This is a genomic window from Pseudomonas brassicacearum (assembly GCF_000585995.1).
Classification (GTDB): Bacteria; Pseudomonadota; Gammaproteobacteria; order Pseudomonadales; family Pseudomonadaceae; genus Aquipseudomonas; species Aquipseudomonas brassicacearum_A.
Window position 1 is genome coordinate 2543070 of record NZ_CP007410.1, and the last position, 11320, is coordinate 2554389.

Consider the following 11320-nt stretch of genomic DNA (forward strand, 5'->3'; position numbering starts at 1 on the left):
AGCGGTCCAAGGCCCTATGCGTGAGGAAGAGCTCCATATAGGGCTGCTTTAGGTCGATTGCTGCCCTTGGTCATTGCACCTACCCAGCACTCAACCCCCACAACACATCCAGCACATGTTGCGTAGACCGCTCGACATCTCCACCCCGGTGGGCAATCCCCAGTTCACGCCACAGTAAAGGCCGCAATGGCCTCATGACGATCCGGGTATCGGGCAATGGCGTGGAAGCTTCATGGGGCAATAACGTCGCGCCATAACCGGCAGCCACAAGGCTTTTGATCGCATCGTTGTAGTTCAGTTGAATTCGCGGCGTAGGCTGGCGTTCATCATTAGCGAACCACTCCGACGTCAAGCGCGAAAGCCGGGTGGTGTTGTCGTTCAGAATCAATGGCTGGGCGGCCAGCCAACCGGGCGTCACGATGTCCGGGCAGTCCCAGCGAGCCGGCAAGAACGCCATGACCGGGTCGCGCCGCCATGGCTCGATCCGCAACCCCTTCACCGGGGTCTGTGGCAGCGCGACCAGGCCAATCTCCAACGAGCCCTCGGCAAGCTTCTTCAAAGTCTCCTGTGAGGTGAGCACCGCAACCTGCACATCGATAGCGGGATGGCGTTGGCCTAACGTCTCCAACGCTTGCGGCAGCAACTGGGCAATGGCCCCTGTGGAGGCCCCCAGCCGCACACGCCCGGCCAAGCCCTGGACCTGACGCTCGACGTCCTCAAGCGCCTGCTCCGCGTCCGCCAACAGGCGCCGCGCGCGGTCCACCAGGGTTTCTCCAACCGTCGTAGGCTGAATGCGTCCACGGGTACGTGACAACAGCTGGCCACCCACCCGCGACTCCAGGTCGGTGATATGCAAGCTGACCGTGGGGGGCGCAAGGTGCAGTGCACGAGCGGCCTCGGCAAACGAGCCCAGGTCGACAATGGCCACCAAGGTGCGCAGGCGGTCCAGGCTGATTTCGCGCATGGGTCACTCCATATTCAGGAAAACTGAATCTAATCGTTTGGAAATTCAACTTTTCCAATCTTAGCCGTTCCCTGAAGATGGAATCTCCTGATTTCCTCTGTCCGGGAGCTTTCCATGACGATTCCTCACGTATTCATCGACGGCGACCAAGGCACCACCGGGTTGCAAATCCATCAGCGTCTAAGTGGCCGGACCGATCTGAGGCTCGTCACGCTCAGCTCCGAACAGCGCAAGGATCCACAACGCCGCGCTGAAATCATCAACGATTGCGACATCGCGATTCTTTGCTTGCCTGACCCGGCTGCACGCGACGCGGTAGCGAGCATCAAGAACCCCGCTGTTCGCGTGATCGATGCAAGCTCCGCGCACCGTACCCATCCAGACTGGGTCTACGGTTTCGCGCAGATGAACGCGCAGCAGGCCAGACGAATCGCCACAGCGCGGCGGGTCAGCAATCCCGGTTGCTACCCCACGGGAGCGATAGGGCTGCTGCGTCCATTGCTGGAGGCTGGGCTACTGCCCACGGACTACCCGATGAATATTCACGCCGTGTCGGGCTATTCCGGAAAAGGGCGCGCCGGCGTACAGGAGTATGAGGGGGAGGGCGCATCGCAGGCGCCCGCGTTCCAGGTCTACGGTCTGGGGTTGGCGCACAAACATATTCCGGAAATTCAGCAGCACAGCGGTTTGACGGAGCGGCCGATGTTCGTACCGGCCTATGGGGCTTTTCGCCAGGGCATTGTGCTGACCATCCCGTTGCAACTTCGGTTGCTGGCGCCAGGCGTGGATGCGCTGCGGTTGCATGCCTGCCTGATGCAGCACTACGCCGACGCACCCCATGTACAGGTAATATCGATGCAGGAGGCTAAAGAGTTGACGTACCTTGATCCTCAGGCGCTTAACGGGACCGACAGTTTGCGATTGGTGGTGTGTGAAAATGACGAGACGGGACAGGTTCTGTTGGCGGCGGTATTTGACAATCTTGGGAAGGGCGCCGCTGGCGCGGCTGTGGAGAATCTGGATTTGATGATGGCGTAAACATTTTTCAACAGCATCGTGATCGCTTGGAGGGAGCTTGGCACCGAAAGCTATTCTGTTCGACCTGGACAACACGCTGACCCATCGCGCGCTCAGCATTGACCGCTACGTTGAGCGATTTCTGGATGAGTTCAAGGATGAGATCGCTGGAGTGGACACCCGTCGGATCTCTCATCTGATCGCGCGCACCGACAACGGTGGGTATCTGCGACCGGAATCTAAATATTCTTCCATCCGTGAGGCGGTTGGGCACACGTTGGCTCAGGAGTTGAAGTGGAGCGGGCCAATCGATCCCAAGCGATTAATCACACATTGGGTGAATCACTTTCCGAGCGCTGCGGTTGAAATGCCAGGCGCTAGCGCGATGGTTCAAGCGCTTCGCCGCAAGGGCATTGCCATTGGTGTCATCTCCAATGGCGCCGAGCATTCGCGACGGCAGACTTTGAAGGCACTGCCCTTCGGGAAAGCCATGGAAACGATGATGTGCTCTGAAGCGTGCGGCGTTGCGAAACCGACGCCTGAAATATTCCATCAGGGAGCGAAGGCGTTGGGGGTCCGTCCTGAGCATTGCTGGTTTGTGGGTGATCACCCGGAGAATGATTACCTGGGTGCCACAGCCGCCGGAATGCTTGCCGTCTGGTTGAGTGGATTCCATCCGTGGCCCGCGAACATAGCCCCAGCGGAGCGCTCCATTGAAACATTGAAAGAGCTCTTGGACATGCTTGCAACCTGATAGCGGTACCTGACGACCATTTCTGACCAGGCCTTGACCGAATGGACTGGCTTCAGGGCTTGCTACCCATCCGACCCCGGATCGCCGTGCGCAGGCAACCCCAGGCGATGACGCCAATGATCAGTCCCCCGACGATGCCCACCAGCACATTGAATGCAAAGCTCCATGGTTGCTCGGCCCAGTGGAAGATCGTAGAGCCCGTTCGAAAGCCACTGACGCGCAACCGACCGGTAAACAGGGCCGGCACCAAGGTAATGATGTTAGTCAGCTCCAGCACCGCGAAGAAGGCGCCCAATAGCGTGAGCAAGGCACGAGCGGGAACGCCGAGCTTCCCGGTCGGCTCAGGCGCAGGCTTGGCGTCCTTTTCTCGACGCTGCCTGGCTTCCCTCACCGCCTTGCCGCTGGTGGGGGCTGGAGCTGGCCGATAGGGCTCCTTCACACCCGCCGCCGTCCCTTCGACGACCTCAGTGGGCACTGCCACGTTCAGGTAGTCGGCCAGCTCACGCAGCCACACGTCGGTGCGTTGACTTCCCGGTACCACCGGAACGCTGTCGGTCGTCAGGCGGTGCGCGGTGCCATCGCGCATCATCAGCCACAGTTGGGTGTAGGCTCGCTCAGCCTGTGGGCGGCGGCGCAGTTCGAGGGATTTGGCAGCGTCGATCCTGAAGACCGATTGCACACGCTTGCGGCGCCCGAAAAAGTTTCGGGTGAGGCGTTTGCCCTCACCGTCGACTCGCGACAGCACCAAGGTTTCGCGAAAGCCGGTGTACACCACCAGGAGCAAGCCGAGGGCAGGAATCAGCAGCCACAAGAGCACTGACAATAAGGCGGACAGGGGATCCACATCAGCCATCAGCGAGGCGCCATCAACGATCACAAACACGGCGAACGCCACCGGTAAGATGAAGGCCAGCGCGCCAACGAACAGCACGAATGCGCTCTGCACCAGGTTGCGCGAGTGGATAAGCAGGTCACCCTGCGCGGTGCGCTCGAACCGGTGTCCAATCAACATGCTAGCCTCCTGATGCGCCGATTTTTAGACCGATCGAGGGGCTCTGATAAGCGGTTGCACGCCGCAGCCGGGATCGTGTTTCACGCGGCGGAGAATACCTGAATGCTTGGAGATAGGCCCGTGGCCGCTTTGGGGCCGGGCTGTGTGAGAACGTTAGCGTCGATTGGGAAGGGGCGTCTCTGCGTGAAGTCCACGGGATCGCGCGCCATTGGATAGGTGGCCTACCATCGCTTTCAGCGCGAGATCAAGGCGCCGGTGTTCGCCTTCCGTTGCCCTTTTAACGTGGACTGACAACGTTTAACGAAATGAAGCAAGTCATCACGTCTTGTGCTGACTACGATTGAATAGGTAATGATGCGGTCATCTTCGCGTGGCACACCGCCAGAATTTCATCCGCCAGCGCCGAGTCGTCAGGGCAGGCGCGCGATAACATGATCGCACCGACCGCACGCGCCAGCAGGTCGATCATTTTCTCCCTGGCCTCACCCGCTGGCGCATCCGGCCCGGTCGGGTATTTTTCGCCGAGCACTTGCAACATGCGCTCAATGCCCTCAGCGAATGCTGACTTCAAATCGCCGGACTGACGCGCAGCGTCACCGCACAACGCCGCCATGGTGCAACCCGTGGCGCGTCCGTCGCGATGATCCCTCGACACATACACATCGATGAAATCCTTGACGCTCAATGCTTCAGCGCTGATCAGCGATTGCGCAAGGCTGTTGGCCGAGGCCTCAGCCATCAAGTCGGCCTTCGAACCGAAATGTTTGTAGAAACCGCCATGGGTGAAACCGGCAGCGGCCATCAAGTCGGCCACGCCGACGCCGTCAAAACCGCGTTCGCGAAACATGACCGAGGCTGTTTCGACGATGTGTTCCCGATTTGCCTGGGCCTGGGCCTTGCTCACTCGCATGTTCGATACCTCGTTACCGCTTGGAAATTCATGGGGTGATGATACATAGATGTCGCCCGTAATCAAAATTGTTGACAGTTTAGATTTCGATCATCATCCTAAATGCCAGCAATCTGAAATTCACCAACGGGCACGGAACAAACACCCATGAGCGATCAGAACCTGTTTACTCCCCACACGCTAGGCACGCTAAAACTGTCAAACCGCGTGGTTCTCGCCCCGCTGACGCGCAATCGCGCCGGAAAAGGCTTTGTACCGAGTGAATTTGCTGCTGCCTATTACAGCCAGCGAGCCAGCGCGGGCTTGCTGATTTCCGAAGCCTCGCAGATATCCCAGCAGGGACAGGGCTATCAGGACACGCCAGGCATTTACACACCGGCCCAGATTGAGGGATGGCGCAAGGTGACCGATGCCGTGCACGCCAAGGGCGGGAGAATTTTCCTGCAACTGTGGCATGTGGGTCGTGTTTCCCACGTCGCTCTGCAACAGCACGGCGCGGCGCCGGTAGCCCCTTCCGCGCTTCGTCCCGCGACCAAGGTGTTCGTCAACAACCGCTTCGAGGACGTTTCCGAGCCGCGAGCATTGGAAGCTGACGAGTTGCCGGGCATCGTCAACGATTTCCGCCAAGCGGCGGTAAACGCCATTGCGGCAGGCTTCGATGGTGTTGAAATCCACGGTGCAAACGGCTATTTGCTGGATCAGTTCATCAAGGACGGCTCCAACCTGCGTACTGATGCGTACGGCGGCTCAATCGAAAACCGTGCGCGTCTGCTGCTGGAGGTGACGGCTGCCGTGGTCGCCGAGATTGGTGCTGATCGCACGGGCATTCGCCTTTCGCCTGTCTCGCCGGCCAATGGTGTATCGAGCCGTGATCCGCAGGCTCAGTTCGATTACATCGTCGATCAACTCAATGCGCTGGACATCGTTTATCTGCACGTCGTCGAAGGCGCGACCGGTGGGCCTCGCGACGTGGCGCCCTTTGATTTCGACGCCTTGCGCCAGCGCTTCAAGAATACCTACATCGCCAACAACGGCTATGACCTGGGCCTGGCCACGGAACGCCTCGCGCATGACAAGGCCGATCTGATCGCCTTTGGCCGTCCTTTTATCGGCAACCCTGATCTGGTGGAGCGGCTCAAGACCGGTGCGCCACTGTCCGCCTTTGACCCTTCCACCCTCTACGGCGGCGGTGCGGCGGGATACATCGACTACCCGACGCTTGGCGAATCCACCGCTGTCGCAAACCAGGCACGGGCAGATCGGGCCTGATTTGATCGTGCATCCATCCCCATTCATGTTCCTGAAAAAAGAGCTGACATCATGACTACTCGTCCTACCGTTCTCATCACTGGCGCTTCCACCGGCATCGGCGCGGTTTATGCCCAACGTTTCGCCCAACGCGGGCATGATTTGGTGTTGGTCGCCCGCGACCATTCGCGCCTGGAAACGCTCGCCGCAAAGTTGCGTGACGAACACAGCGTTGCCATTGAGGTGGTTCCGGCCGACCTGACTCAACTCAGCGACCTGCACACTGTCGAAGCGCGCCTGCGCAATGACGAGCGCATCGGCATCCTCGTCAACAATGCCGGTGCCGCGCAGTCAGGCACCTTCATCGAGCAAAGCACCGATAGCGTTGCGCAACTGGTGGCCCTCAACACCACTGCGCTGGTGCGACTCGCCAGCGCCATCGCGCCACGCCTGGCCAAAGCAGGTGAGGGCGCGATCATCAACATTGGTTCGGTGGTGGGTCTGGCGCCTGAGTTTGGCATGTCGGTCTATGGGGCGACCAAGGCGTTTGTGCTGTTCCTTTCCCAAGGCCTGAGCCTGGAACTTTCGCCCCAGGGTGTTTATGTGCAAGCCGTATTGCCCGCCGCCACCCGCACGGAGATTTGGGACCGCGCCGGTATCGACATCAACACCTTGAGCGAAGTCATGGAAGTGGGTGACCTGGTCGATGCCGCACTGGTCGGCTTCGACCGTCGCGAACCGGTGACCATTCCTCCGCTGCATGAAGGCGAGCGCTGGGATGCCCTGCAAACCGCACGTCAGGGGCTTTTGTCGCAGATCAGGCAATCGGCCGTGGCGCAACGCTATTTGACTCAGGTCTGAACCCTGTCGAGGTCGGGTTCGCCCCGCAATCTGATGGAGTAAACAGAGTGCCCGCTGTCAACTCGCTTGAGGCGGAAAAGCAACTTCTCCATCAAGATTGCCGGGGCCACGCCCCATCCTCATTCCACCGACAAGAGCAGCTGCAACATGAAGGCATTTTTTATCGACCGCTACGGCAAGCAGAACGGAATGATTGGCGAAGTGCCCGACCCTGCGGTCGGTGTGCATGACGTTCTGATCCAGGTGCATGCAACGAGCGTGAACCCGTTGGACTCGAAGATCAGAACCGGGGAATTCAAACTGATCCTGCCCTATACATTTCCATTGGTATTGGGCAATGACCTGGCGGGAGTGGTCGTTCGCACGGGCTCGGCGGTAAAACGCTTCAAACCAGGCGACGAAGTCTATGCGCGGCCTCCCGAGGATCGGATCGGGACGTTTGCCGAACTGATCGCCGTGAACGAAAACGCCCTCGCGCTGAAACCCTCGAACCTTGACATGGCCGAAGCGGCGTCCGTTCCCTTGGCCGCCTTGACGGCTTGGCAGGTGCTGGTTGAAACCGCCCAGGTGAAAAAAGGCCAGAAGGTGTTGATTCATGCCGGATCCGGCGGGGTCGGCACATTTGCCATCCAGCTCGCCAAACACCTCGGCGCCTTCGTTGCGACGACCACCAGCACGGCGAATGTCGAATGGGTGAAAGCACTCGGAGCGGATCTGGTCATCGACTACAAGCAGCAGGATTTTGCAACCGCACTGCACGATTTCGACGTGGTGTTGAACAGCCTGGGCACTGATGTATTGATGAAATCAGTCGAGGTTCTCAAGCCCGGCGGACAGCTCATTTCCCTCTCCGGACCACCGACAGCAGAATTTGCCCAAGAGCAACGTTTGTCCTGGATGCTGCGGCAAGTCATGCGCCTGCTGAGCAGCGGTATTCGTAGAAAAGCCCGCAAGCATGGGGTGAGCTATGCATTTTTGTTTATGCGTGCCGACGGGGTACAACTGCAAAAAATCACCTCGCTTATCGAAGCTGGCGTCATCAAACCGGTCATCGATCGTTCCTTCCCTTTTGAATCGACTGCAGAGGCGTTGCGGTACGTCGAGCAGGGCAGATCTAAAGGCAAAGTCACCATAACCATCCAATAAGCGCACGAAAAAGCGGATGTAGGCCGAACGTCCGCTGATGGGCCGAAAGGAAGCAGCCGCCTCCTGATGCACCGCTAGTTCGGTGCTTCTCGAAGCGCGGTGAGGCAGGCTCTCGCCGAAATGGGGTTCGTTCTGGAGAATTTCTCAGAGCCTTTCAGGCCGAGATTTCACGTAGAAGTGTGCTCAAGAAGTGCTTTCATCGACCATCCTACGGCGTTCTGAAAAGACCGATTTTTTCAACATGACCGGCCTATAACTGTCTGTAATGACAGGAAAAAATTGACCAGGAAATGCTAACCCCCAAAGGCAAACCCCAAGGGCTCGAACCGCTCGCTCGTGTCCATATGAATATTGCGCAGGCTCATGGTCTCCAAGTGTGACGCGTATAGCGACTCCGAAAAATAGCTGATCAAAACGGAACGCCGGCGTGCGCCGGTCGCGTTCAGACTGCCCGCATGCACCAAATCGACATCGAACACCAGGATGTCACCGGCGGAGCCTGAAAGCTGTACGGACCCTGACTCGTTATTGAAGTCGAAAGGTGGTTCGCCCGGCGCGAGGCGATGGCTGCCGGGAACGATCCGTGTCGCGCCGTTCCCAGGGCCATAATCGTCGAAAAAAGCCAGGGCAATCGCAATGTCGCCTGGCCGTTTGGCCGACAAGTCGCGGTGCAGCTGTTGATGGCCGCCACCAGCAAGAGGCTCGCGCCCCTCGACCTGGGAGAGGAAGAACCGCTCTGCAATCAACTCACCCGCCACCGCCAGCAACTGGGGCAGGCGACACACCGCTTGAACCTTCGCATCATCGTCCAGCATCGAACAACGCCAATCCATGCCACGCGGCACCGGCCATTGGTCCGACGGCCTCACGCCTGCATCGAACACGGCACGCAAGTCATCCAGCCACTCGGTCGGGATCGCTCGACGGAGCAGGGCGTAACCATCTCGATGGAGTTGCTCGCGGCCAGTCATGGTTTTTTCGGCTTCCTTGCGTGGGCATTGGGAAGGTTAGTATTCAAACCAAAGTAGGACCATTGGACACGGCAAATCGAAGGCGATCACCTCAGGCCGACGCTGGACAAGGCTGGAAGGTTTGCAGTTATCATCAGGGCCACCATCCAGAAAAGGAATTCACCGATGAAGCGTCTGTTCGCCTGCACCCTTCTTGCACTGGCCGTCGTCGGCCACGCCAAAGCCGCCCAAAGCACTTTCGAAGAAACCAACCAGTGCTCGGAAGATATCGACTGCCAAGGCGATTTCATTTGTAAAAACGGCCTATGCGATCTTCCTGAGCCGCAGCAAAGCCTCGTTGCAAAACCCACCGCCACGACCCAAATCGCACCCCCTGCGCCGTCCGGCGTTGCCTATCAACCGTTGCCCGTCGACACCGAGCGCGCAGGACCCTTCACCACCCAGACCCTGGAGGCGGGGACCGCGCTGAATTATCAATCGCGTGTGGGTGTGGTGAATGTCATGGAATCCATTGTCGAGCAGCCTGAGTACACCGGTTATGTGGCGATTGAAAAGGCTTATACGTTTGGGCCGAGCAGGTATGTAGTGGTGGTTTCCACGGGGGAGGGTGGGAATGGTTGCCCGGCGTCTACTTATGTATTTAGTTTCGACGCCCAGGCTGAGCGGGTTGATGGACGGCGTGAGGTGGATGGGTGTTCTGAGCTGGTTGAGGCTATGGCGGAGGGGAATAAGTTAACGGTTAAGAAAGAGGGGGCGGGGACTGTGGTTTATAACGGGGTTGTTGAGTAGCTCGGTGAGGTAGCGTCTGCTTTCGACCCAAAAGCGGCCTCTCAATAATGTGCATAATTGAAAGTCATTATCATTTGATATATTCTCGCGATTCCTTCTCGCTTGAGTCGCTTGCGTGTCCAGGCCATCCGATCCTCATTCCACCGACGGCCAGTTCGAGAGCCATTCGAGCGAGCTGCTGCACTTCCTCACACGGCAGGTGAAGTGCGCAGAACTGGCAGCCGACCTGCGCCAGGAGACGTGGTTACGCTTTCGCCGGCGCGAGTCTGGAAAAGAGATCGGCAATCTTCGTGCTTTCCTCTATCGCATCGCGCGCAACCTGATCATTGACTACCGCCGCCAGCAAAAATCGCGCCCCGTCGAGGAGGAGATATCCATCGAATTGGTCAGTGCCCAGCCTGGTCCGGAGCGAGCGGCAAGCGACGCCCAGCGCCTGGAGCGACTGCAGCGCGTGGTCCAGGGTTTGCCACCGCATCTGCGCCAGGCGTTGTTGTGGAATCGCCTGGACGGGCTGACCCAGCGTGAGATCGGCGAGCGCCTGGGTGTCTCGGAAAGCATGGCCGGACGCTATATCCTGAAGGCCCTCGAATACTGCCAGCAGCAGATGGACCCGCAGCCGTGACTCATCCTTCACTTCTCGATCAGGCCCGGCAATGGCAGGTGCTGCTGCATTCTGGCCGCGCCACCGCTGCCGATCGCGATGCCGCGCAGGCCTGGCGCCAGGCGGCGCCCGAACATGAGCAGGCATTGCGTGAGGTGGAAGGGCTGTGGTCATTGCTCGGCCAGATAGAACGTCCGGCCGAGCAGCCTCAGGTGCGTGTGCTGCGTCGCCATCGACGTTGGGCGACTCCGCTGGCCTGCGCCGCGATGCTGTTGCTCGCCCTATGGCTACCGCGCGGCACCTGGATTGGCCTGTATGCCGATATCAGCACCCAGCCGGGCGAGGTGCGCGAGTTGCGTCTGGCCGATGGTTCGCTGTTGACCCTCAACGGCGATTCGGCGCTGGACTGGCAGTTTGTCGACGGTCGTCGCGAGGTCAGGCTGTACCGCGGCGAGGCGGATTTCCAGGTCGCCCATGACCCGGCCCGGCCGTTCATTGTCAGGGCCGGCGAGGCGCGCATCCGCGTCACCGGCACGCGCTTCGATGTGCGTCTGGAGGAGGGCGGTGTCGACCTCGCGGTAAGCGAGGGGCGAGTGTTGGCCTCCAGCGAGGGGCGCGAGCCGCAGCCGGTGGTCGGCGGGCAGGAGGTGCAGTGGCGCGGCGGGGAACTGCAGACGCCGCAGGCACTGGATGTGCGCCAGCGCTTGGGCTGGCAGCGCGGCAAGCTGGTCTTCCGCGACCAGTCGCTGGAGCAGGTGTTCTCCGAGCTTGAGCGCAGCCAGTCTGCGCGGGTGCTGTTTGTCGACGAAGCCGCTCGCGCGGTACAGGTGACTGGCGTGTTCGCCCTTAACGATCCTGAGGCGGTGTTAAGGGCTGTCGAAACCACTTTACCTGTGAGTCTGGTGCGCCTGCCGGGGTTGATTCTGGTCACGTCCCGCCGCTGAGACCCGCGCCGCGCCTGGCCCTTCAAGAAAACAGAAAATATTTGGGCGGCGATGGTTCAGAAATCAGCGGCGCCTTCGTCTTCTGTTCTTGCAAATGCGACTT

At 59.6% G+C, this 11320-nt stretch carries 12 protein-coding genes; 8 read left to right on the plus strand and 4 right to left on the minus strand.

Annotation, left to right across the window (positions count from 1 at the left end):
- Window positions 1-79: 79 nt before the first annotated feature.
- Window positions 80-964, minus strand: coding sequence for a LysR family transcriptional regulator (locus tag CD58_RS11140; RefSeq protein WP_025213079.1), 885 nt, complete (start codon window positions 962-964; stop codon window positions 80-82).
- 114 nt (window positions 965-1078) lie between these two features.
- Here CD58_RS11140 and argC point away from each other — a divergent pair, with 114 nt between their 5' ends.
- Both argC and CD58_RS11150 read left to right on the plus strand, forming a co-directional pair.
- Window positions 1079-2002: an N-acetyl-gamma-glutamyl-phosphate reductase gene (gene argC, locus CD58_RS11145; protein WP_025213080.1), complete on the plus strand. Its 924-nt coding sequence runs from the start codon at window positions 1079-1081 to the stop codon at window positions 2000-2002.
- Window positions 2003-2039: 37 nt separating this feature from the next.
- Window positions 2040-2735 carry an HAD family hydrolase gene (locus CD58_RS11150; protein WP_025213081.1) on the plus strand — a complete coding sequence of 232 codons (696 nt, stop codon included), beginning with the start codon at window positions 2040-2042 and terminating at the stop codon, window positions 2733-2735.
- Window positions 2736-2787: 52 nt separating this feature from the next.
- On the opposite strand, the gene CD58_RS11155 is transcribed toward CD58_RS11150, so the two are convergent.
- Entirely contained in the window at window positions 2788-3747 is a 960-nt protein-coding gene (locus CD58_RS11155; RefSeq protein WP_025213082.1) for a hypothetical protein, read from the minus strand.
- 334 nt (window positions 3748-4081) lie between these two features.
- Window positions 4082-4657: a TetR/AcrR family transcriptional regulator gene (locus CD58_RS11160; RefSeq protein WP_025213083.1), complete on the minus strand. Its 576-nt coding sequence runs from the start codon at window positions 4655-4657 to the stop codon at window positions 4082-4084.
- 147 nt (window positions 4658-4804) lie between these two features.
- On the opposite strand from CD58_RS11160, the gene CD58_RS11165 reads away from it, so the two are divergent.
- The 3 genes from CD58_RS11165 (at window position 4805) to CD58_RS11175 (ending at window position 7912) form a co-directional block, all read left to right on the plus strand.
- Window positions 4805-5926 carry an alkene reductase gene (locus CD58_RS11165; protein WP_025213084.1) on the plus strand — a complete coding sequence of 374 codons (1122 nt, stop codon included), beginning with the start codon at window positions 4805-4807 and terminating at the stop codon, window positions 5924-5926.
- Between the two features lie 51 nt (window positions 5927-5977).
- On the plus strand, window positions 5978-6766 hold the full coding sequence (locus CD58_RS11170) for an SDR family NAD(P)-dependent oxidoreductase (protein WP_025213085.1): 789 nt from the start codon (window positions 5978-5980) through the stop codon (window positions 6764-6766).
- Between the two features lie 147 nt (window positions 6767-6913).
- Window positions 6914-7912 (plus strand): NADP-dependent oxidoreductase, encoded by a 999-nt coding sequence (locus CD58_RS11175; RefSeq protein ID WP_025213086.1) that lies wholly within the window; start codon window positions 6914-6916, stop codon window positions 7910-7912.
- 293 nt (window positions 7913-8205) lie between these two features.
- Here the strand turns inward: CD58_RS11175 and CD58_RS11180 are convergent, their stop codons facing one another.
- The gene (locus tag CD58_RS11180) at window positions 8206-8883 is read right to left on the minus strand and encodes a phytanoyl-CoA dioxygenase family protein (protein ID WP_025213087.1); all 678 of its coding nucleotides are present in this window, start codon (window positions 8881-8883) and stop codon (window positions 8206-8208) included.
- 165 nt (window positions 8884-9048) lie between these two features.
- Between CD58_RS11180 and CD58_RS11185 the strand changes: the two genes are divergently transcribed.
- From CD58_RS11185 to CD58_RS11195, 3 genes are all read left to right on the plus strand, one after another.
- Complete coding sequence (locus CD58_RS11185) at window positions 9049-9672, plus strand: hypothetical protein (protein ID WP_025213088.1); 624 nt, start codon at window positions 9049-9051, stop codon at window positions 9670-9672.
- A 115-nt stretch (window positions 9673-9787) separates the two neighbouring features.
- The gene (locus CD58_RS11190) at window positions 9788-10294 is read left to right on the plus strand and encodes an RNA polymerase sigma factor (RefSeq protein WP_025213089.1); all 507 of its coding nucleotides are present in this window, start codon (window positions 9788-9790) and stop codon (window positions 10292-10294) included.
- A complete protein-coding gene (locus CD58_RS11195; protein WP_025213090.1) occupies window positions 10291-11217 on the plus strand; it encodes a FecR family protein in 927 nt (308 codons plus the stop codon). The genes CD58_RS11190 and CD58_RS11195 overlap by 4 nt, the downstream gene beginning before the upstream one ends.
- Window positions 11218-11320: the final 103 nt, after the last annotated feature.

Coding starts and splice junctions, on each gene's coding strand:
- CD58_RS11140 (WP_025213079.1), bottom strand. CDS start 964: ATGCGCGAAATCAGCCTGGACCGCCTGCGCACCTTGGTGGCCATTGTC.
- argC (WP_025213080.1), top strand. CDS start 1,079: ATGACGATTCCTCACGTATTCATCGACGGCGACCAAGGCACCACCGGG.
- CD58_RS11155 (WP_025213082.1), bottom strand. CDS start 3,747: ATGTTGATTGGACACCGGTTCGAGCGCACCGCGCAGGGTGACCTGCTT.
- CD58_RS11160 (WP_025213083.1), bottom strand. CDS start 4,657: ATGCGAGTGAGCAAGGCCCAGGCCCAGGCAAATCGGGAACACATCGTC.
- CD58_RS11165 (WP_025213084.1), top strand. CDS start 4,805: ATGAGCGATCAGAACCTGTTTACTCCCCACACGCTAGGCACGCTAAAA.
- CD58_RS11170 (WP_025213085.1), top strand. CDS start 5,978: ATGACTACTCGTCCTACCGTTCTCATCACTGGCGCTTCCACCGGCATC.
- CD58_RS11175 (WP_025213086.1), top strand. CDS start 6,914: ATGAAGGCATTTTTTATCGACCGCTACGGCAAGCAGAACGGAATGATT.
- CD58_RS11180 (WP_025213087.1), bottom strand. CDS start 8,883: ATGACTGGCCGCGAGCAACTCCATCGAGATGGTTACGCCCTGCTCCGT.
- CD58_RS11185 (WP_025213088.1), top strand. CDS start 9,049: ATGAAGCGTCTGTTCGCCTGCACCCTTCTTGCACTGGCCGTCGTCGGC.